Source organism: Rhodoferax sp., assembly GCF_012927445.1.
Classification (GTDB): domain Bacteria; phylum Pseudomonadota; class Gammaproteobacteria; order Burkholderiales; family Burkholderiaceae_C; genus Rhodoferax.
This window is the reverse complement of sequence record NZ_JABBPD010000007.1, coordinates 99,376-123,832: the sequence shown is the minus strand read 5'-3', so window position 1 is coordinate 123,832 and position 24,457 is coordinate 99,376. Positions and strand designations below refer to the sequence as shown.

23 protein-coding genes are annotated in these 24,457 nt (G+C 61.2%); 12 read left to right on the top strand and 11 right to left on the bottom strand.

Annotation, left to right across the window (positions count from 1 at the left end):
* The first annotated feature begins 29 nt into the window (after nucleotides 1–29).
* The 6 genes from HHJ17_RS12250 to HHJ17_RS12225 are packed head-to-tail and all read left to right on the top strand — an operon-like array spanning nucleotide 30 to nucleotide 5,232.
* Nucleotides 30–701, top strand: a complete 672-nt coding sequence (locus tag HHJ17_RS12250) for a phosphatase PAP2 family protein (protein ID WP_296499461.1) — start codon at nucleotides 30–32, stop codon at nucleotides 699–701.
* An 18-nt stretch (nucleotides 702–719) separates the two neighbouring features.
* A complete protein-coding gene (locus tag HHJ17_RS12245; protein WP_296499495.1) occupies nucleotides 720–1,913 on the top strand; it encodes a beta-ketoacyl-[acyl-carrier-protein] synthase family protein in 1,194 nt (397 codons plus the stop codon).
* 3 nt (nucleotides 1,914–1,916) lie between these two features.
* Nucleotides 1,917–2,711, top strand: a complete 795-nt coding sequence (locus tag HHJ17_RS12240) for a beta-ketoacyl synthase chain length factor (RefSeq protein ID WP_296499460.1) — start codon at nucleotides 1,917–1,919, stop codon at nucleotides 2,709–2,711.
* Between the two features lie 56 nt (nucleotides 2,712–2,767).
* Entirely contained in the window at nucleotides 2,768–3,172 is a 405-nt protein-coding gene (locus tag HHJ17_RS12235) for a hydroxymyristoyl-ACP dehydratase (protein WP_296499493.1), read from the top strand.
* Nucleotides 3,172–3,891, top strand: coding sequence for a 3-oxoacyl-ACP reductase FabG (gene fabG / locus HHJ17_RS12230; protein ID WP_296499459.1), 720 nt, complete (start codon nucleotides 3,172–3,174; stop codon nucleotides 3,889–3,891). Before HHJ17_RS12235 ends, fabG begins: the two co-directional genes overlap by 1 nt.
* Nucleotides 3,892–3,909: 18 nt before the next feature.
* A complete protein-coding gene (locus HHJ17_RS12225; protein WP_296499458.1) occupies nucleotides 3,910–5,232 on the top strand; it encodes a cation:proton antiporter in 1,323 nt (440 codons plus the stop codon).
* Here the strand turns inward: HHJ17_RS12225 and HHJ17_RS12220 are convergent.
* The 5 genes from HHJ17_RS12220 to HHJ17_RS12200 all read right to left on the bottom strand — a co-directional run bounded on the left by HHJ17_RS12220 (nucleotide 5,185) and on the right by HHJ17_RS12200 (nucleotide 10,931).
* A complete protein-coding gene (locus HHJ17_RS12220; RefSeq protein WP_296499456.1) occupies nucleotides 5,185–5,952 on the bottom strand; it encodes a glycosyltransferase family 2 protein in 768 nt (255 codons plus the stop codon). The genes HHJ17_RS12225 and HHJ17_RS12220 overlap by 48 nt on opposite strands.
* Nucleotides 5,953–5,958: 6 nt before the next feature.
* The gene (locus HHJ17_RS12215) at nucleotides 5,959–6,759 is read right to left on the bottom strand and encodes a lysophospholipid acyltransferase family protein (RefSeq protein WP_296499453.1); all 801 of its coding nucleotides are present in this window, start codon (nucleotides 6,757–6,759) and stop codon (nucleotides 5,959–5,961) included.
* A 10-nt stretch (nucleotides 6,760–6,769) separates the two neighbouring features.
* Complete coding sequence (locus HHJ17_RS12210; protein WP_296499452.1) at nucleotides 6,770–7,858, bottom strand: hypothetical protein; 1,089 nt, start codon at nucleotides 7,856–7,858, stop codon at nucleotides 6,770–6,772.
* The gene (locus tag HHJ17_RS12205) at nucleotides 7,855–9,213 is read right to left on the bottom strand and encodes an FAD-dependent oxidoreductase (RefSeq protein WP_296499450.1); all 1,359 of its coding nucleotides are present in this window, start codon (nucleotides 9,211–9,213) and stop codon (nucleotides 7,855–7,857) included. Before HHJ17_RS12205 ends, HHJ17_RS12210 begins: the two co-directional genes overlap by 4 nt.
* Nucleotides 9,214–9,338: 125 nt before the next feature.
* Nucleotides 9,339–10,931 carry a choline dehydrogenase gene (locus HHJ17_RS12200; RefSeq protein ID WP_296499448.1) on the bottom strand — a complete coding sequence of 531 codons (1,593 nt, stop codon included), beginning with the start codon at nucleotides 10,929–10,931 and terminating at the stop codon, nucleotides 9,339–9,341.
* Between the two features lie 233 nt (nucleotides 10,932–11,164).
* Between HHJ17_RS12200 and HHJ17_RS12195 the strand changes: the two genes are divergently transcribed.
* Both HHJ17_RS12195 and HHJ17_RS12190 read left to right on the top strand, forming a co-directional pair.
* Nucleotides 11,165–11,620, top strand: coding sequence for a MarR family transcriptional regulator (locus HHJ17_RS12195; protein ID WP_296499447.1), 456 nt, complete (start codon nucleotides 11,165–11,167; stop codon nucleotides 11,618–11,620).
* A 99-nt stretch (nucleotides 11,621–11,719) separates the two neighbouring features.
* Complete coding sequence (locus tag HHJ17_RS12190; RefSeq protein ID WP_296499445.1) at nucleotides 11,720–12,148, top strand: organic hydroperoxide resistance protein; 429 nt, start codon at nucleotides 11,720–11,722, stop codon at nucleotides 12,146–12,148.
* On the opposite strand, the gene HHJ17_RS12185 is transcribed toward HHJ17_RS12190, so the two are convergent.
* Nucleotides 12,145–12,561 carry a potassium channel family protein gene (locus tag HHJ17_RS12185; protein WP_296499443.1) on the bottom strand — a complete coding sequence of 139 codons (417 nt, stop codon included), beginning with the start codon at nucleotides 12,559–12,561 and terminating at the stop codon, nucleotides 12,145–12,147. The two genes, HHJ17_RS12190 and HHJ17_RS12185, sit on opposite strands and share 4 nt — an antisense overlap.
* 143 nt (nucleotides 12,562–12,704) lie before the next feature.
* Here HHJ17_RS12185 and HHJ17_RS12180 point away from each other — a divergent pair, with 143 nt between their 5' ends.
* The 4 genes from HHJ17_RS12180 to HHJ17_RS12165 are packed head-to-tail and all read left to right on the top strand — an operon-like array spanning nucleotide 12,705 to nucleotide 18,597.
* Nucleotides 12,705–13,457, top strand: coding sequence for a metallophosphoesterase family protein (locus HHJ17_RS12180; RefSeq protein WP_296499442.1), 753 nt, complete (start codon nucleotides 12,705–12,707; stop codon nucleotides 13,455–13,457).
* Nucleotides 13,454–14,929 (top strand): bifunctional serine/threonine-protein kinase/universal stress protein, encoded by a 1,476-nt coding sequence (locus HHJ17_RS12175; RefSeq protein ID WP_296499440.1) that lies wholly within the window; start codon nucleotides 13,454–13,456, stop codon nucleotides 14,927–14,929. Before HHJ17_RS12180 ends, HHJ17_RS12175 begins: the two co-directional genes overlap by 4 nt.
* A 33-nt stretch (nucleotides 14,930–14,962) precedes the next feature.
* Nucleotides 14,963–17,497, top strand: a complete 2,535-nt coding sequence (locus tag HHJ17_RS12170) for an ATPase, T2SS/T4P/T4SS family (RefSeq protein WP_296505958.1) — start codon at nucleotides 14,963–14,965, stop codon at nucleotides 17,495–17,497.
* 32 nt (nucleotides 17,498–17,529) lie between these two features.
* Nucleotides 17,530–18,597, top strand: coding sequence for a serine/threonine protein kinase (locus HHJ17_RS12165; RefSeq protein ID WP_296499438.1), 1,068 nt, complete (start codon nucleotides 17,530–17,532; stop codon nucleotides 18,595–18,597).
* An 82-nt stretch (nucleotides 18,598–18,679) separates the two neighbouring features.
* On the opposite strand, the gene HHJ17_RS12160 is transcribed toward HHJ17_RS12165, so the two are convergent.
* The 5 genes from HHJ17_RS12160 to HHJ17_RS12140 all read right to left on the bottom strand — a co-directional run bounded on the left by HHJ17_RS12160 (nucleotide 18,680) and on the right by HHJ17_RS12140 (nucleotide 24,424).
* Nucleotides 18,680–18,838, bottom strand: a complete 159-nt coding sequence (locus HHJ17_RS12160) for a hypothetical protein (RefSeq protein WP_296499436.1) — start codon at nucleotides 18,836–18,838, stop codon at nucleotides 18,680–18,682.
* Between the two features lie 287 nt (nucleotides 18,839–19,125).
* Nucleotides 19,126–21,135 (bottom strand): molecular chaperone HtpG, encoded by a 2,010-nt coding sequence (htpG, locus tag HHJ17_RS12155; protein WP_296499435.1) that lies wholly within the window; start codon nucleotides 21,133–21,135, stop codon nucleotides 19,126–19,128.
* 193 nt (nucleotides 21,136–21,328) lie between these two features.
* The gene (locus HHJ17_RS12150; protein ID WP_296499433.1) at nucleotides 21,329–21,706 is read right to left on the bottom strand and encodes an oxidoreductase; all 378 of its coding nucleotides are present in this window, start codon (nucleotides 21,704–21,706) and stop codon (nucleotides 21,329–21,331) included.
* A 108-nt stretch (nucleotides 21,707–21,814) separates the two neighbouring features.
* A complete protein-coding gene (locus HHJ17_RS12145; RefSeq protein ID WP_296499432.1) occupies nucleotides 21,815–22,993 on the bottom strand; it encodes an acetate/propionate family kinase in 1,179 nt (392 codons plus the stop codon).
* Nucleotides 22,994–23,002: 9 nt separating this feature from the next.
* Nucleotides 23,003–24,424: a bifunctional enoyl-CoA hydratase/phosphate acetyltransferase gene (locus tag HHJ17_RS12140; RefSeq protein ID WP_296505955.1), complete on the bottom strand. Its 1,422-nt coding sequence runs from the start codon at nucleotides 24,422–24,424 to the stop codon at nucleotides 23,003–23,005.
* Nucleotides 24,425–24,457: the final 33 nt, after the last annotated feature.

Genomic DNA, 24,457 nt, shown 5'->3' with positions numbered 1-24,457 from the left:
TGCATCTCACACCTTCTAATGACGAGCCCATGAATAATTCCCTTGCCCCGCTGGCGTGGTATCGCCAGGTCGCCATTGCCTTGCCCCGGCATCTGTGGCTCAAGGCAATGGTCACGCCCTTGTTCATTGCCCTGTTTTTTGGCGCTTACCTCTACCTGCTGAAAAGCCCCTCGTTTCCAATCACCGTGATGCCGCTCACCGTGCTGGACCATTTAATCAGTTTCCAACCGTCGGCCATGCCGCTGTATGTTTCGCTCTGGGTCTATGTTTCATTGCCGCCCGCCATACTGGGCACTCGGCGCGAACTGTTTGACTATGCCGCCGCGATGGCGATCAATTGCCTGATTGGTCTGCTGATTTTTTATTTCTGGCCAACTTCAGTGCCGGCATCTCAAGTTGATTGGGCCCTGTACCCCGGCATGGACTATCTCAAAAACATGGATGCAGCCGGCAATGCCTGCCCGTCACTGCATGTGGCCACCGCGACTTTTTCAGCCATCTGGCTGAATTTTATTTTGAGTCGGTTTGGGGTGCCCAACTGGCTACGCTACGTCAATTGGGCATGGTGCACCGGCATTATTTATTCGACCATTGCCATCCGGCAGCATGTTGTGGTGGATGTCGTGGCGGGCTTGTTATTGGGCATACTGGTGGCGCAACTGTCATTACGGCAGCGGCGTTGTGTTCAAATTCCTCTTTGATTTTGGTTTAATTTCATGCTGAAATCGCTTCACCTCTCTAGCTTTACGGCGACCAGTGCCATCGGTCGGGGCCTGCTGGAAACACTGGATGCCTTGCGCCAGCGCCGCAGTGGCCTGCTGCCCTGCACCTTCGACACGGTCGATTTGAAGACGTACACCGGCGAAGTGCCAGGTGTTGATGCTGTCAGGCTCCGCCCGCCACTGGCCGCCTTCGACTGCCGTAACAATCGGCTCGCACAACTGGCCTTGGAGCAAGATGGCTTTGCCACTGCCGTCAAGGCGGCGGTCGAGCGCTACGGCGCCTCGCGTGTCGGCGTCTTTATTGGCACCAGCACGGCGGGCATTTTGCAGACCGAGTTAGCCTATCGCCGGCGTGACCCCGTCACTGGCGCCTTGCCACCGGATTTCAATTACCGCGGCACGCACAGCACTTTTTCCGTCGCCGACTTCACAAGCCACTACTTTGATCTGACGGGACCGGCGGTCGTGGTGTCCTCGGCCTGCTCGTCCAGCGCCAAAGTGTTCAGCTCGGCGCGCCGGATGCTGGCCGCTGGTTTTATTGACGCGGCGGTCGTCGGTGGCGTCGACTCCCTGTGTCTGACCACCTTGTATGGGTTTAACTCCTTGGGCTTGCTTTCCGGGCAGGCCTGCCGCCCATTTGATGCCAACCGCAACGGTATTTCGATTGGGGAGGCCGCCGCCTTTGCCTTATTGGAACGCCTGCCCGAGCCTCTTGATGCGGATGCTGTGCTGTTACTCGGTGTCGGCGAATCCAGCGACGCCTATCACATCTCCTCGCCGCATCCGGAAGGTCTGGGCGCACGCATGGCAATGCAGGATGCGCTCAAGATGGCGGGCTTGCGCCCCGCTGATATCGACTACATCAACCTTCACGGCACAGCAACCCAAAGCAATGACGACGCCGAAGGCAAAGCCGTGCTGGCCCTGTTCGGCTCGCAGACCCCGTGCAGTTCAACCAAAGGCGCCACCGGCCACACACTCGGGGCAGCGGGTGGCCTTGAGGCCGTCATTTGTGCGCTGGCACTGCAAAACAACTTGCTGCCAGCGGGCTTGAATACCGAGCATCTTGATCCCAAGCTGAACCTCAATTACCTGATGACCAACCGCGAACAACCCCTCTCACATGTACTGAGCAACTCCTTTGGGTTTGGTGGTACCAATTGCAGCCTGGTTTTTGGAAGAGCCAAATAATTCATGACACTCTCCGCCTACATTGAAGGTATTGGTCTGCTGGGGCCTGGCTTGAATAACTGGCCGAGTGCCCGCGCCATTTTCTTGGGCCAGCAGCCCTATCAAGCCAGCAAAACTGTGTTGCCGGTACCCACCTTATTGCCCGCCGCAGAGCGCCGCCGCAGTGGTGCCATTGTCCGGCTCACTCTGGCGATTGGCCTGGAAGCGATCGCCATGGCAGAGCAGGATGCTACCCAACTCACGAGCGTTTTTTCCGCCTCCAGTGGCGATGGCGAAAACTGCCATGCCATCTGTGAAGTGCTGGCCTCGGATGACCGCTCCATTTCCCCCACCCGATTTCATAACTCAACCCACAATGCCGCCGCCGGTTATTGGGGTATCGCTACGGGGGCGATGACCAGTGCGTCCGTCTTAAGTGCGTTCGATGCGAGTTTTTGCGCGGGGCTGCTTGAAGCCTTGTCCCTGGTCGTTATAGACAACACCCGGACCGTCCTGCTGGCCTATGACACCCCCTACCCGGAGCCCTTGCACAGCGTCCGCCCGATCAGCGATGCCATTGGTATCGCGCTGGTATTGGCACCGCAGCCCAGTCAACACAGTCTGGCGCACATTCGTGTGGCCCTGACCGACGCCGCAGCGCACACCCTGCAAAATCCGGCACTTGAGCAATTGCGTTCAGGCATCCCGGCCGCCCGCGGCCTGCCCTTGTTGCGCGCCCTGGCCTTGCGCACAGAAGAACACCTCGTGCTGGATTACCTTGACAGCAGTCGTCTTGCCGTGACCGTGACCCCGTGTTGAACTTCGCCCCACGCGACCACGCCTGGATTGCCGCCCATGTGCCCCACCAGGGCAGCATGTGCCTGCTGAACAGCGTACTGGCCTGGGATCAGCTCAAGGTCCAGTGTGATGCCATCAGCCACCGCGACAGCACCAATCCGTTACGCGCCCATGGCCGGCTAGGTGCGGTCTGCGGCATTGAATATGCGGCACAGGCCATGGCCCTGCATGGCGCGTTACTGGCCGGGCCCAGCCTCGACACCCCCCGCGCCGGCTACCTGGTCAGTGTGCGCAGCACGACGCTGCACGTTGCGCGCCTGGACGACATTGCCGCCGATCTATGGATTGAGGCCAGCTGTCTGACCGCCAGCCCCAACAACATCCTGTACGAATTCAACGTTAGCGCAGCGGGTCAACTGCTGCTGGCAGGACGCGCCGCCGTGGTACTCAATGCGGCGGCACTCACTCCCGGAGAATCTTAATGAAAACTGCATTAGTTACAGGCGGCAGTGGCGGCATGGGTGCCGCGATCTGTCAGCGACTCGCGGCCGACGGCTGCCATGTTTATGTGCATGCCCATCATGGTTTGGAGGCGGCACAGCGGCTGGTGGACCGCATCTGCGCCGGGGGCGGCAGTGCCGAAGCCCTGGTGTTCGACGTGACGGACAGCAGTGCCGTGACCGATGCGCTGACGCCGATCATCGAACACAAGCCGATCCAGATATTGGTGAATAACGCCGGCATCCACGACGACGCCATTTTTCCCGGCATGCGGGCCGAGCAATGGCACCGGGTGATTGATGTGTCAGTGAATGGCTTTTTCAACGTCACCCACACCTTGATGATGCCCATGATCCGCAGTCGCTGGGGCCGCATTGTCAATGTCTCGTCGATCGCGGCGCTTACCGGCAATCGCGGCCAGGTGAATTATTCGGCGGCCAAAGGCGCCATCAATTCGGCCACCAAATCACTGGCGCAAGAAGTGGCCAGTCGCGGCATTACCGTGAACGCCGTCGCCCCCGGCATTATCGACACCGCCATGAGCGCTTCGGCGTTCAAGGCCGACGACATCGCCCGCCTGGTACCGATGAAGCGGGTGGGTCAACCCTCGGAAGTCGCAGACCTGATTGGCTTTCTCGCCTCGGAGCAGGCGGCTTACATCACCGGTCAGATCATCTCCATCAATGGCGGCATGATTTAACCGGTCACCCTCAAATTTATGACCATTGCCTCCACGCTGTCCACCCACAAGACCGAAGCCCTGCTGTTTTTCACACTGCTGCAACTCACGGTGATCGTGCTGGCCGCCCGCATTGGCGGCGGTGTTGCCTTGCGCATCGGGCAGTCCATGGTGGTGGGTGAAATCGTGATCGGCATCCTGCTGGGGCCCTCGCTCTTTGGCCTGCTCGCCCCCGATGTCTTTCAGTACGTGTTTCACTCCGGCGCGCCGGAACCGATGCAGATGCTGTCGCAAATCGGGCTGGTGCTGCTGATGTTTCAGATTGGTCTGGAGTTCGACTTTTCTCACTTGAGCGCACGGCGTAACCGCCGGGCCGTGATGTGGATCGCCAGCTTCAGCATGGTGGCGCCCTTTGCCCTGGGGTTTATCGTCGGCCAAGCCAGTGCCGCCTCGTTGTCACCGGGCGCGCACCCGCTGGGTACGGCGCTGTTTGTGGCCACTGCGTTTTCGATCACCGCCTTGCCGATTCTCGGGCGCATCATGATGGAATTCAACATGACGCGCACTCCGATTGGCGTCATCGCCATCAGTGCGGCGGCCATTAACGACGTCATCGGCTGGCTGCTGCTGGCATTGATCACCACGCTGTCCCTGTCCAACTTTGATGCACCCAGCTTTGCCCTCAAAGTGGCGCTGGTGCTGGGCTTCTTTCTGGCCAGCTGGTGGGTGATTCGCCCGTTGATGAAGCGCATCCTGCACCGCTGCAATGCGCACTCGGGCGTGTTGTCGCACAACCTGCTGGGCATTGTGCTGGCAGGCATTTTCCTGTCCGCGATGACCACCTACCAGTTGGGCATTTTTGCCATTTTCGGCGGCTTCATGATGGGCGTACTGTTGCACGATGAGCATGCCTTTGTCCGCGCCTGGACCACCCGCATCAGCCCGTTTGTTATGGTGTTTTTTCTGCCCATCTTCTTCACCTACACCGGGCTGCGCACCAATATCGGCAGCCTGGATACCCTGGCGGCCTGGGGCTGGTGTGCGCTCATAGTCTTCCTCGCCACCCTGGGCAAATTTGGCGGTGCTTACCTGGCCGCCCGGGCGGCCGGCATGAATCACGAGGAGGGCAAAGTCATGGGCGTGATGATGAATACGCGCGCCCTGATGGAGTTGATCGTCATCAACGTCGGCTACGACCTCGGCGTGATCTCGCAGCAGATGTTCACCATCCTGGTCATCATGGCCATTTTCAGTACCGTGGTGACCTCGCCGCTGCTGCGGGTCTGGCTGCCGCGCATCGGCATCCCGGTGCCGTCACGCTCGGAAAAAACCGACCGCACGGCGCATGAGCAGCGCGGGTAAGCGCAGCACAAATCCGACAAAAAGCCGCGTGTGCATCCAGGTCAGCAAGACGTTATCGCGCAAATAGCGGAAGTGCGAGACGCCGCCTTCATCAGCGCGCAGGTAGCGCACACGGGCGAGTAAATTGACCGGCTTCACGCCGCTCCAGCACAGTCGCACCGCCGCCTCCGGGTCAAAATCGAAGTGGCGCATCCAGGGTTGCCGCCGCATCACTTGGCACAGCGGCGCAATCGGATAGACCCGAAAGCCGAACAGCGAATCGCCGATACCGGCCCACAAGGTCTCCAGATTGGCCCACCAGTTGGACACCTGCCGACCTTTGACACGCAAAGTCGGAGCACTGGCGTCGAACACCGGCACGCCCAAAATCATGGCTTGTGGTTGCTGCGCGGAGGCCGCCATGAACGCGGGGATGCAATCGGCCGGGTGCTGGCCATCCGAGTCCATCGTCAGGGCGTGGGTGAAGCCTGCTTGCGCGGCCAGTTGGAGCCCGTGCAACACGGCCGCCCCCTTGCCCTGGTTGTGCGGGAGTTCTATGACGCGCAGCGCACTGTCTTGGGCGGCCATGTCATGCAGGCCGGCCGCAGTGCCGTCGGTACTGCCATCGATAACGACCCACACCGGATTCCAGTATTGGCGCGCATCGCGCACGGTTTCAAAGACTTTCGCGCCAGGGTTGTAGCTGGGGATGATGACAACATGAGTTGTGGATGCGGTCATAGAGATTCAGTTGGGAGGTGAGGTCGGCGCGCCGACCTCTTTGCCGGACAGTGCGCCGGGGGGATGAAAAGCGGAACCTTGGATCAATTCGCTTGCAAAGTAGTCCTGCAATTCAGCCATGAAGCGATGGGTATGGGTCGGCGGATCGAAGCGGCGTCCCAAGCGCACCCGGTAGGTGATGGGCAAGACCGGCTTGCGGAACAAGGGCCAGCCTTTGCTCAGGTACTTGGTATCGGTTTCGATCAAAACGGTTTGCACCGGCACTTGCGCCTGGTGGGCAATTAAGCCGATGCTGCCGCGCAGCGGATTCACGGGGTCGCGCGTTGTCCGGGTGCCTTCGGGAAATAACAACAAGTGGCTGCCATTCTGGAAATCATTAACCGACAAATGGATCATGTTGCGCACCGGCTCGCTGCCGATGTAACGTGCCAAGCGTGAACCGGCCCCCAGAAAAACGTTGTCCATCAAGTTCGATTTCATCACGCAGGCGACATTGGGCAACCGGGAAATCACCATCACGGCATCCAGCAAACTCGGATGGTTGGGCGCAATAATGAGCGGACCTTCATGGCGCAGGGCATCGAGTGCGGTCAGGTCAAAATGGCAGCGCCGCGAGGCACTCAAACTGGCCAGATAGCAACGAAACAGGACCATGATGACCCAGCGGCCGAGGGCACGGCCCCGGTGCAGCGGCAACAGCGGGTAGAGCACCACCGCCACCAAGGTCCACCCCAGACAGAGCAAGCCCAGCCAAAGCAGGCCCAGGTACAGCACCAGATAGTCGTAGAGCCCAATAATTTTGCGCATAAGGGCTCGACTACGCGGGAAGCGATGCGCTGGCTTCCATCTCCACCAGCAAGTCGTGCCGGCAGACATCCGCTTGCAGGAAAACCGCATTGAACTGCGGCCCCATCCGCTCTTGCATGACGTCTCGAATGGCCGCCAGATCGGTGCTGTGACGCACGTAAACACGGTACAGAAGATTGCGGAGCGAAAACAGGGGTTTGGCCACTTGCTGATTGGCGACCTGAACAATGGTTTCAATATTGGTCAGGGTTTCGCGGGTCTGCGCCTGCACGTCGCCGGGATGCACGGTGCGATGACCCACAATGCTGGCCGTCCCCGAGACAAACAACACCGCCTCAGAACCCAGGCGAACCAGGCTGGCACGCGCAAAGGTCGGACTGCGCGGACCGTAGTGGTCGGGATAGGCAAAGGCACTGATCTGGCGTGGGTTCTCGATCGCCAGCGGCGACTGGCGCCCGGCCAAAAAAGCGATCGTCAACGGACCGCTGACGGCACCCAGCGCACAAGCGGCCGGCACATTGCCCACCACGTCGCGCCGGCACGCAATAAAGGCCTTTTGGCGCCCCTGATTGAACTGGCGATAGCGCTCTAGCCCATGGCTTTGACCGTTGATGTCCGCCATGTAGTTCCACAGGCGAAACAAATAAGGGTACTCAAGCGCTTCCAGCAGCTCAAAAATTTGCCGGTAGGCCCGTTCCGTGGTGTGCTGCAGCGGCGTCGACGTCGAGCCGGCTTCGGGCGCGCTTTCGGCGAGTTCGATCACCCCAAACAAGGTGCTGCCATCGTGGCGGTACCGAATGTCACCGCGCTGCCCCGGTTCCAAAGCCGAACCACTGAACCAGACGTCGCAGACCGGGTCAGCGGCTGCGGCTGCGGCCATCGTGTCCGCTTGACCCGAGGGGGCCGATTTCATTTCTGCCAAAGGGGGCATCAACACCCGGATCAACGGGGCGTCGATCCGGGGTGCTGCGGACTCGGTCAGCGGCGCCGCAACATAGCAAATGGCACCCAGCACATGGCGCGCGCGCGCCTCACTGAGTTGCCCCAACGCCACCAGCGACAGGTGCTGGTTGCTCAATACCGCCAAATCCATCGTCATCCGTTCACCGCAGCACGCGTGGCCTCAACGGGCCGGATATTGTGCCGACGCATTTTCCAGGCCTCAAACGTACGTTTGAAATTAAATAACGAACCCAAGTAATAGATAACCTTGAACATCACGATGGACCGCGCCGTGGGCGTTGTGCCATAGACATCGCCCGCCAGCACCGAGAGCAAGGCCTCTTTGACGCGAAACGGATTGCCTGGATTCATGAACATCTCGCGCATGGTGGGATTGGTCACGCGGTAGATGAACCAGGAAAAAACTTTGGGTCCGTGGCGCATGCGTTGGTCAAATTTTTTCAAGGCGGCGGCGGTCTGTGCCGGATGGCGCAGGCAGGTGTCCACCGTATCGGCACCATCAAACGCGTTTTGCATGGCCAGCATCACGCCGGAGGAAAACACTGGATCAATGAAGGCAAAGGCATCGCCCAGCAGCAGATAGTTGTCGCCATGCGTGCGCTCACAGACGTAGGAGAAATTACCCGTCGCCTCCGCTGTGGTTTCCATGTGCGCCTGTTCGAGGCGTTGCGCCAGTTTGGGGCACAGGGCGATGGTTTCTTGAAAGAACACATCCAGTGGTTTTTGAGCGCGCGTTTTCAGGTAATAAGGCCAGGTCACGGCACCGATGCTGGTCAAGCCATCGGTCAGTGGAATAAACCAGAACCAGCCATGCTCAAACCAGAAAATGGTGATGTCGCCTGCATTTTTTCCCTCATTGCGCTTCACCCCTGAAAAGTGCGCATAGACGGCCGTGCTGTTGTGTTTCTTGTTGCTGTGCTTGATTTTCATGCGATTGCCGAGAAAGGTATCGCGGCCAGAGGCATCCAGCACAAAGCGGGTGTTCCAGCATTCTTCCCGCCCGTCGTCGTGCCGGGCCTGCACCCGGGCCCCTTGTGAGTCGGGCAAAAACACGACTTCTTTGACCTGGCAGCCTTCAATCACGTTCGCGTTCTTGGCGGCCGCATTGCGAATCAGGATTTCGTCAAAGTCAGCACGCCGCACCTGGTACGACATGGGCATGGATTTATCCCAGGCATCGGCGAAATCGACCGTCTGTTCGTGCTCATGGACCGGGGAGACAAATTGGGCGCCCCATTTCTCCATGCCAATCGCGCGCACCGCGTCGGCAACGCCGAGCTTTTCCAGCAAAGGCAAATTGGCGGGCAACAGCGATTCACCAATATGAAAGCGGGGGTGATGGGCTTTCTCCAGCAGGGTGACTTTGTAACCCCGCTCAGCCAGCAACGTCGCCGCTGTGGCGCCCGCAGGTCCGCCGCCGATGACGAGCACATCGCATTCGGAGGGAGTGACCGCTGCGGCCGTTGCATGGTTATCGGTGTGAGTATTCAATTTGGACCCTTCAGGAGGTTCGATTGTATTAAAACCATCGCTAATCGTTCGCTAGCCGCCAACGAGCAGCGCTGACCCTGGTGCAGGGACCCGTGGCCGGCACGCCACGGAGGATGACCGCGATATCAGGTCTGCGCCACCTTGATCATGTCGGCCGCTTTCTCCGCGATCATGACCACCGGCGCATGGGTGTTGCCGCCCACCACGCGCGGCATGATGGAGGCATCCACCACGCGCAAGGCATCGATGCCGCGCACGCGCAACTGGGCATTCACCACGTCCAGCGGACCATTGCCCATGCGGCAACTGCCCACCGGGTGGTAGATGGTGTCCGCGTGATCGCGGATGAAGTGCTCGATCTCGAGATCGGTGCGGGCGCGGGCGGACACCGCCAGTTCTTTGCCATGAAGGGCCGCCAAGGCCGGTTGCGCCAGGATGTGACGCATCAGTTTGAAGCCGCGAAGCAGACGGTCCATATCGTCGCGCTCGCCCAAAAAGTTGGGATCGATCAAGGGCGGCGCCAGCGGGTCTTTGCTGGCCAGCTGGACGCTGCCACGGCTGCGTGGACGCAGCAGGCAGACATGACACGAGTAGCCGTGCCCCAAAGGGGTGGTGCGCCCGTGATTGACCAGTTTGCCAACGACAAAGTGCAGCTGCAGGTCCGGGATCGGCTCGCTGGCCTGGCTCTTGATGAAGCCCCCCGCTTCGGCAAAATTGCTGGTGAGCAGGCCGGTGCGATGGCGGCGCCACTCAAAAATTCCTTGAGCAACACGCGCCGCCCCCGTCAAGGACAGACCAAACAATGCCTTGGCCTGCGGCGCATGCACCACCTGCACCACGTCGATATGGTCATGCAGGTTTTGCCCGACGCCCGGCAGGTCGTGCAAGGTGGCAATGCCGTTTTCCAGCAGGTGGGCGTGCGGACCAATGCCGGACAGCATCAAGATCTGGGGCGACTGCAAGGCGCCGGCGCACAGCAGCACCTCGCGCGCCGCCCGCAACTGCTTAACCTGCCCGTCCTGATGAAATTCCACGCCGACCGCGCGTTTGCGCTCCAGCAAGATGCGGGTGGTGTGCGCGCCGGTGAACACCTGCAGGTTGGGGCGATCCAGGTTGGGCGTCAGGTAGGCTTTGGCCGCGCTGTAGCGCTCGCCGTTTTTGTGCGTCACCTGATACAGGCCGACACCCTCCTGGCGCTCGCCATTGAAGTCGGGGTTGTGAGCAAAACCCGCTTCCAGACCGGATTGCACAAACAGCGGGGCAACCGGGTGCGGGCTGCGTAAATCCATCACATTCAGCGGGCCGCCGCCGCCGTGGAAGGCGTCGGCGCCGCGTTCGTTGTGTTCGGCACGCTTGAAGTACGGCAGCACCTCGTCATAGGACCAGCCGGGGTTGCCCTGCGCCGCCCAGTGGTCGTAGTCAGCGCGGTGGCCGCGGGTGTACACCATGGCGTTGATTGAGCTGGAGCCGCCCAGCACCTTGCCGCGCGGCTGGTAACCGGTTCGTCCGTTCAGCCCGGCTTGGGGCACGGTGTCAAATTGCCAGTTGGCTTGACCGGTCTTGGCCAACAGGGCCAGGCCGGCCGGGCAGTGGATCAACACACTGCGGTCGACCGGGCCGGCTTCGAGCAGGGCCACGTTGATGTCGGGGTTCTCGCTCAACCGCGCGGCCAGCACGCAGCCGGCCGAGCCACCGCCGATGATGATGTAGTCAAACATGGGTTCCTCCGGGCACTTGATGAATTCTTTTGCTGTGTGCCAGGGTCGTACATTACCGCAAACTTCAGGAGGCGTGAGCAGGCCCATTGCGTCGATTCAGCGCCTCGGAACAGCCGGACCTCCGGTCGGATCCACTCGCCAGCGCTTTGCCAGTCGCCTGTTTCTTTGGCGTATGGGTGCACACCCCCGGTTATTAAATTGCACGCAATTTAATTGCGAACTATAATTAAGTCATGTCAACGCAACCCCGCACCACGCCAACCGATGCCGCCCTGCTGCTGGACAACCAGTTGTGCTTTGCGCTGTATTCCGCCTCGCTCGCCATGACCAAGCTCTACAAGCCGTTGCTGGCCGAACTGGGGCTGACCTACCCGCAATACCTGGTGATGCTGGTGCTGTGGGAGCAGGACGATGTAACGGTGTCAAAGCTGGGCGAACGCCTGTTTCTGGACTCCGGCACGCTGACGCCGCTGCTCAAGCGCATGGAAGCCGCCGATTTATTGCGGCGCACCCGCTCCGCGCAAGACGAACGGCGGGTGCACGTCACCCTCACGGCCACCGGCCGCACGCTCAAAACCCGCGCCGCCCAGGTGCCGGCGTGTGTCATCCGTGCCACCCACCACGCCATTCCAGAGCTGATGGCGCTGACCCAAAAAGTACAAGCCCTGCGCGACCAATTGGCGGCTTGATGACGCGTTGAGGGCCGTCGCGCATCGCCTCACCCACCCCCTCTCGTCCTTCTCTTTTTAACCCGCTTCGATTCAAGAAGCTTTTTTCAAGGAAACACCATGGTCACCAAAGTCGAAAAAGTTGTCTACCAAGCCCACGCAACCGCCACAGGCGGTCGGGACGGCACCATCCGCTCATCGGATGGCTTGCTGGACCTCAAGCTGCGCGTGCCGGTAGAAATGGGCGGTGCGGGCGGCGGCGTCAACCCGGAGCAGCTGTTTGCCGCCGGCTACAGCGCCTGTTTCATTGGCGCCATGAAATTTGTGGCCAGTACACAAAAATTGGCCATGCCAGCGGATGCGTCCATCAATGCCACGGTGGGCATTGGCCAGATTCCGGCCGGTTTCGGCATTGAGGTGCAAATGGTGGTGAGCCTGCCGGGCATGGGGCGCGAGGCCGCGCTGGCCCTGATCAACAAGGCGCACGAAGTTTGCCCCTACTCCAACGCCACGCGTGGCAACATTGAGGTGATGCTGACGCTGGCCTAATCGCGTCCGCTGTGCGGGCGCGGGGCCTTGAGCTCACGCAACTCATCATGCAAACTGCGGACCTCGGTGCGCAGCGCGCTAATCTCGTGCATCAGGTCGCGCTCGATCTGCCGCTCTTCGGTTTCAACGAACATGGCCGCCACCGAGGCGGTGACCAGCGACAGCACCGCCAGGCCCAGCAACACGACCAGCACCGAAAATGCGCGCGAGGCGTGGGTGCTGGGCACGATGTCGCCATACCCCACCGTCGCGGCGGTGGTAAAGGCCAGCCACAAGCCATCGCTCAGCGTGATGGCGCTCGGCTCCAGGATCCAGAACCCCACGCCACCCAAGCCCAGGATCACCAGACACAGCAGCAGTGAGTAAATCAGCCCGCGCCGGGTAATGAATCGTGTACGGTGTTGCCATTTCATAGTGGGGCGACTGTACAGGGCATTGGTGCCCGTGCGACGCGTCGCTTCTTAAAAAGACGTGCGCTTGCGGATAGGCCGACGCAGCGCCCGTAGGATCGGGCATGATGCGGGCTCACACACAAAAGCAACCATCAAGGAGCGCCATGAAGCTGGCTTTGCTGTCAGACATTCACGCCAACCTGCACGCCTTTGAGGCCTGTCTGGCGCATGCCCGCGACCAGGGCGCAGAACAATTTGCCCTGTTGGGCGATCTGGTCGGTTACGGCGCTGACCCCGTCGCCGTGGTCGAACGCGCGCAGGCGTTGGCGGCCGGCGGCGCGCTGCTGATCAAGGGCAACCACGACGCGATGGCGGTCGCCCCGCCAGCAGAGGTTAAAACCGTGGGCGAAAGCACGGCCACCTGGACCCACGCACAACTCAGTGACAGCCAGCGGCTCTTTCTGGACCACTTGCCCCTGACGCTGCAGCAGGACACCATGCTGCTGGTGCACGCCAGCGTGGACGACCCGGCGCTGTGGCGCTATGTGTATGACGAGCGCGCGGCCGCGGCCAGCCTGGACGCGGCAGCCGACAGACCGGAGGTGCGCTACGTGTTTGGCGGCCACGTCCACATGCAGACCCTGTACTACCGTGGCGTCGGCGCGGGCTTGATGAAATTCATGCCCACCCCGGGCGTCGCAGTGCCGGTGCCGCGTCATCGGCACTGGCTGGCCACGATCGGTTCGGTCGGGCAGCCGCGCGACGGCAATCCACAGGCCATGTACGCCCTGTTTGACACCAGCAAATTGCAGCTGACCTTTCAACGCGTCGCCTACGACCACCATGCGGCGGCGGCGGCGATCCGACGGGCCGGGCTACCGGCCTACTTTGCCGACCGGCTGGAGCAGGGACGATGAAACTACTGGAACCCGGCGCCCAGCTGGACGGTTTTACGATTGAAGAATGCATCCATTCCGGCGGCATGGCCCACATCTACCGTGTGCGCTACACCGAAGGGGCCAGCGATCCGGGTTTTCCGATGGCCATGAAAATTCCGCGCATGACGGCTGGCGACGGCGCCGAAAACATCATCAGCTTTGAAGTCGAACACCAGATCATGCAAGCCCTGTCGGGCCCGCATGTGCCGCGCTTTGTGGCGGCGGGCGACCTGGAAAACGTGCCCTATCTGGTCATGGAATACGTGTCTGGCCAAACCCTGGAGCATTGGCTGGAAGCGCCCGAGCGCCCGGCGCCGGATGAATTGGCCCGCCTGGGCGAGGCGGTGGCGCTGGCGGTGCACAGCTTGCACCAGCAAAACACGGTGCACCTGGATTTGAAACCGGCCAATGTGCTGATCCGGCCCGATGGCAGTGCAGTGTTGCTGGACTTTGGCTTGTCGTGCAACGCGCTCTACCCCGATCTGCTGGCCGAGCAGCTGCGCAAGGCGGTCGGCTCGCCGGCCTGGATTGCGCCGGAGCAGGTGGTCGGCGTGCGCGGTGACCCGCGCAGCGACATTTTTGCCATTGGCGTCATGCTCTACCAGCTGGCCACCGGCGAGCTGCCCTTTGGCGCACCACAGACGCCCGGCGGACTGCGCCAGCGGCTGTGGATGGACCCGCCGCCGCCGCGCAAGTTGCAGCCCCAGTTGCCCGAGTGGCTGCAGGAAGTGATCTTGCGCTGCCTGGAGCCCGAGGCGGCGAAACGCTACCCGTCGGCAGCCCATCTGGCGTTTGACCTGCGCCACCCGGAACAGATCACCATCACCGAGCTCGGCCGCAACCTCAAAGGCACCGGCTTTGGCACCCATTTCAAGCGCTGGATCAAGGCCGCCGGCATGCACTACCAGCCCAGCCCGCTGCCAGCGCACCAGATTGAAGAAGTGCCGATCATCATGGTGGCGATTCCGCACAAAGATGTGAGCGACGCCACCCTGTACTCGCTGCGCCAGGCGGTGGCGCGTTCGCTGGGCACGCGTCCCGGCGCACGCCTGGCCTGCGTGACCGTCATCTCCCCCGGCCAGACCAGTACCTCCAGTGATCACAAGAGCGAAACCAGCGTGCACCGGCGCTACCTCGCCAGCCTGCGCCAGTGGGCGCAGCCGCTGGACATGCCGGGCCGCCAAACCTCGTACCACGTGCTCGAATCGGGCGATGTGGCGCAGGCGCTGGTCAACTACGCCGCCGGCAACCAGGTCAGCCTCATCGTCATGGGCGCCGCCACGCATGGCCTGAAAACGCAGCGCTTTGTCGCCACCGTGCCGATCAAGGTGGCGATGGACGCGCCCTGCACCATCATTCTGGTCAAGCAGACCTTGCCGTTCGAGCGGCTGGTGGAGCAGGCCGCGAAGATGAAACCGGCCTGGAACCGGGATCTGGACGCGCCGTTTTAGGCCTTCGTTTATTCAACTTGAAATATGTCACCAATGAACTCGTTCGACTTATCTTCAGAGCCGGTGCCCGCACCCTTGGTGCCAAACGCCGGCTTCAGCATGCTGGAGGCCAGCAGCAAGTTCAATGGGTTTTACTGGCCCTCGCCGCCCTACGCGATTTACCGTGATGCACCGCCCTGGACTGAGCCGCAAGTCTGTGAGGTGATGGGACTCAACGGCGCGGTTCGCAGCTGCCTGCTGTCTGCGCTCACCCCCGCTGCACAGACCATCACGATCCAGATTCCCCCCGGAAAATCGATTACCCACTTGAGGTTTTCACAGTTTCTACGCCTGACCCTGAAGGAGCCGGTTCACCCCGAAGCGGTGGTCACCGAAACCCAGTTTTCCGATATCTTCGGCTACCGCTCGACGGTCGAATACCACTTGCATCTGGAAAATGGCAGCACCGCCTCCGGTCAGACCGTCGGGTATGTAGAAACCCATTTTGGCCTGTTTGTGTTCACCCCACTCAACGCCAAGGGCAGTGTGGAGCGGGTGTTTATCCCGCGCGGCGCCTACCTGAGCGTGAATTTTGGCGAGCACATCGGGCAAATGCTGGTGGCGCAGCGGGCCGTGACCCAGCAGCAGGTGGAGCAAGCGGCCACCGAACAAAAAAACCTGCGCAGCCGCAAACTGGGTGACCACCTGGTCGGGAACGCCATCGTCACCTCCGAACAGCTGCTGGTGGCGCTGGACCAGCAAGCCAAGATACCGATGATCCGGGTCGGCGAGGCGCTCACCCGACTGGGCTACATCGACGAAGAGCAGCTGGGCCAGGCCCTCGAAAAGCAAAAAACCGAACGCTCGGTGCCGCTGGGGCAGCTGCTGGTCAACATGGGATTCCTGTCGAAGCGCGACTTGAACATGGCGCTCGCCCGCAAGATGGGTTACCCGGTGGTGGATGTGACGCAATTCCCGATTGAGGCGGAAGCGCTACGCAAGATTGCACTCCCCATGGCGCAGCGGCTGGGTGTCATGCCGCTGTTGCTGCTCGACCACCTGCTGGTGGTGGCCACCAGTGACCCAACGCGGCGCGACATGCTCGAAGAGCTCGAATTCGTGATGCAGGCGCGCGTCATCGCCACACTGGGGGATGACGTAGATATTGCGCAATCGCTGATTGGGATGTATGAAAAATTTGGCTTGCTAAGCACGCAACCGAACGACGCGCTACACAACACCGACCACCAGCCCGCCGACCTCGCCAGTACCAGCCAGTTACTGGAATCCATGGAGCTCAACCAAGGCGATGTAGAGGTGGCCGAGAACCAGATTGAGCAGTCTGACAATTCGCTGGTTCGCCTGATCAACACCATGATCATTGAGGCGCACAACCGGGGCGTGTCCGACATCCACATCGAAACCCACCCGGGGCGCACCAAGACCCGCATCCGGTTTCGCAAAGACGGTGTGCTGTCGCACTATCTGGAGTTACCCCACACCTACCGCGCGGCCCTGACGGCGCGCCTGAAAATCATGGCCGACCTCGACATCTCCGAGCGCCGCAAGCCACAAGACGGCAAGATCGACTTTGCCAAGTTCTCCAGCCACCATCGGCTGGAATTACGTATCGCCACCATTCCGACCTACGCCGGCTTAGAAGACGTGGTGATGCGGCTGCTGTCATCGGCCAAACCCATCGCCATGGAGAAACTCGGCCTCTCGCCCACCAACTTTACTCATCTGCGCGAGGCCGTGAGCCGGCCTTACGGCATGGTGTTGTGCGTCGGCCCCACCGGTTCGGGCAAGACCACCACCCTGCATTCCGTGCTGGGCTATCTGAACACGCCGCAGCGCAAGATATGGACAGCCGAAGACCCGATTGAAATCACCCAACCCGATTTGCGCCAGGTGCAGGTCAACCCGAAGATTGACTGGACCTTTGCCAAAGCGCTACGCTCCTTTTTGCGGGCCGATCCAGACATCATCATGGTGGGTGAAATCCGCGACAAGGAAACGGCTCAGATTGCCATTGAAGCCTCGCTCACCGGCCACTTGGTGCTGTCCACCCTGCACACCAACAGCGCGGCCGAGACCGTCACCCGGCTGATCGACATGGGCATGGACCCGTTCAACTTTGCCGACTCGCTGTTAGCGGTGCTGGCGCAGCGTCTGGTGCGTCGGCTGTGTCCCGATTGCCGCACGGCCGCGCTAGCCGAAGAGGTCTTCGTCGAGGAACTGATTGAAGACTATCTGCACTCGTTTGCCCCTGAACTCCGCCCGGCGCGGGAGTCAGTCCTGGCCGAGTGGTTGGACGAATTTGGGCACAACGGGCAGTTGACGCACTACAGCGCCCCGGGTTGTAGCAAATGCCAGGACACCGGCTTGCGGGGTCGAGTCGGCATTCACGAGTTGATGATGGTCACGCCCGGCCTGCGCCGCCTGATCCAAACCGGCGCCCGGCCCGAGCAGCTCCAGTTGGAAGGCATGCAACACGGGCACCTGCGCACCCTGCGGCAAGACGGCATCTACAAAGTCCTCGGTGGTCAGACCACCATTGAAGAGGTGCGCGCCAACAGTAACCAGTGATGCCGGGGGGCGATAGGCCCGACAATGTCGGCATGGCGCCACTCACCCCCAATTTTTCTGCTTCCTCCCCTGGTCTTCACGCGTTCGAGGCCCTCACGCCCGACGTCGTCATGGACGCGCTGGCCAGCGTTGGCCTTTATGGCGATGGCCGGCAACTGGGCTTAAGTTCGTACGAAAACCGCGTTTACCAGCTGCACCTGGAAGACGGCCCGGTGGTGGTCGCCAAGTTTTACCGCCCCGAGCGCTGGAGCGAAGCGCAGATTCTGGAAGAACACGCGTTCTCAGCCGAGCTGATGGCGTCGGAGATTCCGGTGGTCGGGCCGCTGGTGTTGAACGGCACCACGCTCCATCACTTTGGCGGCTTTGCCTTCAGCGTCAGTCCGAGCCGCGGCGGCCGCCCGCCGGAACTGGACGACCCCGACGTGCTGGAGTGGATTGGCCGCTTTCTGGCGCGCATTCACACCGTCGGCGCCGCCAAGCCCTTTGTCCACCGCCCGGCGCTGGACCTGCAAAGCTTCGGCATCGAGTCGCGCGAGTGGCTGCTAGCAAACGACAAAGTGCCGCTGGACGTGCAATCCGCCTGGGCCAAAGTCTCGCAGGATGCTCTGGATTTAATAGCTGGTTACGCATGCTTGACAGGGGCTGGCGGCCAAAAAGACCCTTATTCCGAGCCGATCCAGCGCATCCGCCTGCACGGCGACTGCCACCCCGGCAACATCCTGTGGACGCCGCTGGAGTCGCCGGCCAGCGCCGGCCCCGGCCCGCACTTTGTCGATCTGGACGACGCCCGCAGCGGCCCGGCCGTGCAAGACCTGTGGATGCTGCTCAGTGGCGACCGCCAGCAACAAAACCGGCAACTGGGCGCGCTGGTGGATGGCTATGAACAGTTCCGCGAATTTGACCGCCGTGAACTGGCGCTGATCGAACCGCTGCGCACCCTGCGCCTGATTCACTACAGCGCCTGGCTGGCGCGCCGCTGGCACGACCCCACCTTCCCCATTAACTTCCCGTGGTTCGGTTCCAGCGACTACTGGAAAGGCCAGGTGCAGATGCTGGAAGAGCAGCTGGAAGCGATGCAGGAAGAACCGCTGGTGGCGTGAGGTTCACGGTCTCGACCTGATAAGCCAGAGCAGAAAAAATGAAGGCCCCTTAATTGGGGCCTTCATTTTTTCTGCATAGCCGTTATTTCACGGCGGCTTCGCTGCTTGGCGCGGCAGGTTTCTTTTGGGTGAACTTGACGGCCGCTTCTGCCAACTTGCGCTTGCGCTCCAGGTTGAGCCTTTCAAGCTCCGCGTGGTTGCTTTTCTTCATGTTGGGATCTTTACCGAATACGCCTGCCATAGTGATGATTCCTTTGGTTCAGTCTAACTGAAAACGCGCGGCGCAAGCCGCCACAAGCTAAGGGTTTGGGCGTTAAAGCGGGTCCAGTATTCCAGTGCAACTCGGTAGGCGGTGGCTGTGCCGATCAATTTTCCAGGCCAATACCGGCACAGCATTGCCATCACTTAAAAGAAAAAGCCCCGCCAGTCAGATCGACTGGCGGGGCTTTTTGCATTTCATTCGCTACTTTTTTAGTAGCTACTTACGCAATGAGTACGAGGGCTAGAGGCCGATTTGATCTATAAAAATCAAACCAACAGCGCATTCACCCGTTTCACATACGCCGCCGGGTCAGACGGCATGCCGCCTTCGGCCAGCAAGGCCTGGTCAAACAGGATGTGCGCCAGGTCGTTGAAGTGCACCGAGCCATCCAGCTTTTTCACCAGCGGGTGTTCGGCGTTCACTTCCAGCACCGGCTTGACGTCCGGTGCGGCCTGACCGGCTTGCTTGAGCATGCGCGCCAGTTGCGTGCTCATGCCGTCGTCTTGCACCACCAAGCAGGCAGCGCTGTCGACCAGACGGGTGGTGACACGCACGTCTTGCGCTTTGTCTTTCAGCGCTTCTTTCAGCTTGGCGAGCAAGGGCTTGAAAGTTTCGGCGGCTTCTTCAGCGGCTTTCTTTTCGGTCTCGTCTTGCAACGTGCCCAAGTCCACTGCGCCCTTGGCCACGCTTTGCAGCGGGGTGCCGTCAAAGTCGTGCATGTAATTGAGCGCCCACTCGTCGACACGATCGGTCATCAAGAGCACTTCAATGCCTTTTTTCTTGAACACTTCCAGCTGCGGGCTGTTCTTGGCGGCAGAGGCGGAATCGGCGGTAATGTAGTAGATGGCTTCCTGGCCGTCTTTCATGCGCGCTTTGTAGTCGGCAAAACTGACGCTCACGGTGTCGGTGGTGCTGGAGGCAAAGCGCAGCAACTTGGCCAGGCGGTCTTTGTTGCCAAAGTCTTCGCCCAGGCCTTCTTTCAGCACGGCGCCAAATTCGCTGTAGAACTTGCTGTATTTGCCGGCGTTGGCGGCCGCCTCCGCCTTGTCGGCTTCGCTCAAGACATCGGTAACCCCTGCGGTGGTGTCGGTCACACCCTCAGCCGAAGCCGCAGCTTCGGGCAACTTGTCGTGCTTCGCCAGGTCTTCCAGCATGCCCAGCACGCGCTTGGTGCAGCCTTCGCGGATGGCTTTGACGTCGCGGCTTTCCTGCAGCAGTTCACGCGACACGTTCAGTGGCAAGTCGGCCGAATCGACCACGCCTTTGACAAAGCGCAGGTAGGTCGGCAGCAGCGCCTCGGCGTCGTCCATGATGAAGACGCGCTTGACGTAGAGCTTGACGCCGGCCGACTTCTCGCGGTTGAACAGGTCCATCGGCGCCTTGCCGGGGATGTAGAGCAACTGCGTGTACTCGGTGCTGCCTTCGACCCGATTGTGGGTGTAGGCCAGCGGTGCTTCAAAATCGTGGCTGATCTGTTTGTAGAACTCGTTGTACTGCTCGGGTGTGATGTCCTTCTTGGCGCGCGCCCAGATGGCGTTGCCTTTGTTGACCGCTTCCCACTCGCCAGTCTTGAGCATGGCGCCGGGCTGGCGGCCGCCGTTTTCGTCACCCGCGTTGATCAGCTCGCCGTCTTTCCACTCTTCCTTTTCCATCAAGATGGGCAGGCTGATGTGGTCGGAATACTTGGCGATGATGCCTTTCAGTTTCCAGGCGCTGGCGTAGTCCAGGGCGTCGTCGCGCAAGTGCAGGATGACGCTGGTGCCGCGCTGGGCCTGGGTGATGGTTTCGACTTCAAAGTCGCCGGCACCGCCGCTGATCCAGCGCACGCCTTCGGTTTCTTTCATGCCGGCGCGACGCGATTCGACCGTGATCTTGTCGGCCACGATAAAACCGGAATAAAAACCGACGCCAAACTGGCCAATCAACTGCGAATCGGCCTTCTGGTCGCCCGACAACTTGCTGACAAAGTCCTTGGTGCCGCTCTTGGCGATGGTGCCGAGGTGGTCAATGGCTTCCTGCGCGCTCATGCCGATGCCGTTGTCGGTGATGGTCAGCGTCTTGGCGTCTTTGTCGAAAGTGACCTTGACTTTCAACTCCGTGTCGTTCTCGTACAGGCCGCCGTCGTTGATGGCTTCAAAGCGTAGCTTGTCGCAGGCGTCAGAGGCGTTGGAGATCAGCTCGCGCAGAAAAATCTCTTTGTTGGAGTACAGCGCGTGGGTGACGAGGTGCAGCAACTGGGCGACTTCGGCCTGAAAGGAAAGAGTTTGTTTGGTCATGGGAGTTGAATAGGTGTCAAAAACGGAATTCTGTCGCAGGCTCGGCACTGCGATCAACCCGCAGCTATGGGCCAGCGGGCCAGATTTCAAGGGGCAACGACGGGAAATAAGGCCCGAAGCGGCGGTGCAGGCCGGTTAAGCCGGTCGAAAGTTCAGATTATGACGCCGGCCAGCGGGCCATGGCGGTCGATTCTCAGACGTAATCGACGGCGTTGTGCTTCATCGACACCAGCTTGCCTTGTGACAGCGACATCAACAAGACGGCAATCAGCTCATGCATGATGATGGTGTGGTGATTGCCCGAGGTCTGCATGTGGCTGCGCAACTGGTCACGCACTTTGGCCACGCCGGTCACGTCGATGACGATGTCGATCGCCTCGCCCAGGCTGAGCAGGGTCATGAAGTCATTGGTGGTGGGCACCCCTTGCGCCTTGGCCAGCGTGATGCCGGGCTGGTCGTCGTTCAAATCGGCAACGCCGACCACTTCGACAAAATCTACACCCAGCAACTGGCGCAGCAACGGGGTACCGGTTTCACCAGCGCCGATCAAAACAATGCGAATTTTTTTCATGATTTTTAATTTCCAGAAGTATCGAATCTTGTACTGTATGTCACAAAAAAACGAGGTTGGCTCGCTCTGGCGTGACGCCCAACTCAGCGGGACGGAACCCGCTATTTCTCACATCAAGCGCGCCGCCTCTTGCGCAGCCACCAAGCCCTCGTCGGTCGGGATCACCCAGACCTGCACGCGACTGTCCGGGCAGTGAATCGCCAGCACCGCGTCGCCGGTGGCCTGCTGGTTGAGATCGGGGTCAATCTCTACCCCCAGCCAGCTCAACCGTTCGCAGACCTGGGCGCGCAGCACCGCGTCGTGTTCGCCAATGCCGCCGCTGAAGGCCAGCACATCCAGCCCTTGCAGGCAAGCCACCAGCGCACCCGATTCGCGCACCACCCGGTGGGTAAACAGGTCGATGGCCCGCTGGGCGGCGGCACTGCCATCGGCCCGCAGGCGGCGCATGTCGGCCGAGATGCCCGAGACCCCGAGCAAGCCGCTTTGTTTGTAGAGCAGGGTTTGCAGCCGGTCGTGGTCCCAGCCCCGCTCCAGCAGGTAGAGCAGGACGCCGGCGTCGAGTGAGCCGCTGCGGGTACCCATCATCAGGCCGTCGAGCGCCGAAAAGCCCATGGTGGTGGCGCAACTGCGGCCGTCCTGGGCAGCGCACAGGCTGGCACCGTTGCCCAGGTGCGCCATCAGGACGCGGCCGCCCGCCTGCTCACTGCGTTGCTGCAGCACGCCCATGATGTACTGGTACGACAGGCCGTGAAAGCCATAACGGCGCACGCCCTGCGCGGTCAGCGACGACGGCAGGGCAAAGCTGTAATCCACCTCGGGCAGCGTGGCATGAAAGGCGGTATCAAAGCACGCCACCTGGGGCGTGGCAGCGAATGCTTTTTGAAAGGCCCGAATGCCTTGCAGGTTGTGCGGCTGGTGCAAGGGCGCCAACGAATTGAGCCGGTCCAGCCGGGCCAGCACCGCCTCGGTCACCACCACGCTGTTTGAGAAATCCCGCCCGCCATGCACCACGCGGTGGGCGATGGCCTGGATGTCGGGAATGGAGGGTTTGCGCGTCAGCAGTTCGCTCAGGCTGCGCAGGGCCTGCTCAAACGGATCATCGGTCGTGGCGGGCAGTTGCAGGTGTTTCTTGTTGCCCTGAAAGGTCCAGTCCAACACTGGCGCACCGCCCGGCTCCAGCCCTTGAATGCAGCCGGTGAGCACACTGCTCTCCACCTGGCCAGCGGTGAGCGGGTAGATAGCAAACTTGAGCGAGGACGAACCCGCATTGACGGAAAGAATCGCCATGGCCGCGCCTTACCAGGCTTGACGCGGCTGGTCGCGCCGCGCATTGTGGGCCGCCAGTTGGGCCAGCAGCGCCGAGGCGACCCGGTTCATCGGGCCATCGGCTCGGCTGGTCAAGGCAATCGGCACGCGCGCACCCAACACCAGGCCAGCGCCGCTGGCCCCGGCCAGATACTCCAGCTGCTTGGCCAGCATATTGCCCGACTCCAGGTCGGGCACCACCAGAATGTCGGCATCCCCCGCCACTGGTGAATTGATGTGCTTGACCTGCGCGGCGTGCAGCGAAATGGCGTTGTCAAATGCCAGCGGGCCATCCAGGATGGCACCCTTGATCTGGCCGCGGTCGGCCATCTTGCACAGCGCGGCAGCGTCAATGGTGGAGGGGATATTGGGGTTGACGGTTTCCACCGCCGACAGGATGGCCACCTTGGGCGTTTCGATGCCCATGATGCGGGCAAAGTCGACGGCGTTCTGGATGATGTCCACCTTTTCCTGCAGCGTGGGGTGGATGTTGAGCGCGGCGTCGGTGATCAGCAGTGGCTTGGGGTAGAGCGGCACGTCAAAGCGGAACACATGCGACATGCGCCGCCCGGTGCGCAGCGCGGGCCGGGCCAGCACGGCGTGAATCAACTCGTCGGTGTGCAGACTGCCTTTCATCAGCACCTCCACTTCACCCTTGACCGCCATATCGGCGGCCATTTCGGCGGCGGCATGGCTGTGCGACACCGAGATAATCTCGACGCCGGTCAGGTCAATGCCGGCTTCCTGGGCTAGGTGGCGAATGCGCACCTCGGGGCCAATCAGCACCGGCACGATCAAGCCGTAGCCGGCGGAATCCATGGCGCCGCTGAGCGACTCCGCGTCGCAGGGGTGCACCACGGCACAGCGCACTGCGGCCAGCCCTTTGCTGCGCGCCAGCAGTTCCTTGAAGCGGGCCTCCGGGTCAAACAACTGGATCAGCGGGGCATTGATGCGCGGTAACTTCACCTTTTGGGTCGGGGCCAGCACGCGGGCGGTGCCGTGCAATACGCGGTCACCCTTTTGGTTGACCACCTGGCAGTCCAGCTCCACCCGCTTTTTGGCGTCGTCCTTGCTGACCACGGTGGCCGTCACGGTGAGCGTGTCCCCAATGCGAACGGGTTTGGTGAAGTGCAGCACCTGCTCCAGGTAAATCGTGCCGGGGCCGGGAAACTGTGTCCCCAGCAGGGCCGAGATCAAGGAACCGCCCCACATGCCATGGGCAATCACGCCATGGAACAAGGTGTCGTTGGCGTATTCAGCATTCAGGTGGGCCGGGTTGATATCGCCCGACACGGCGGCAAAGGCCTGAATGTCGGCCAAGGTGAGCGTGCGCAGCAGGCGGGCGCTTTGGCCCAGCGTGATTTCATCGTAGGTGACGTTTTCAATCAGATCAGTGTTCATGGTGAGATTCATGGCAATGGGTTACTTGACAACAGGGGCAGGAGA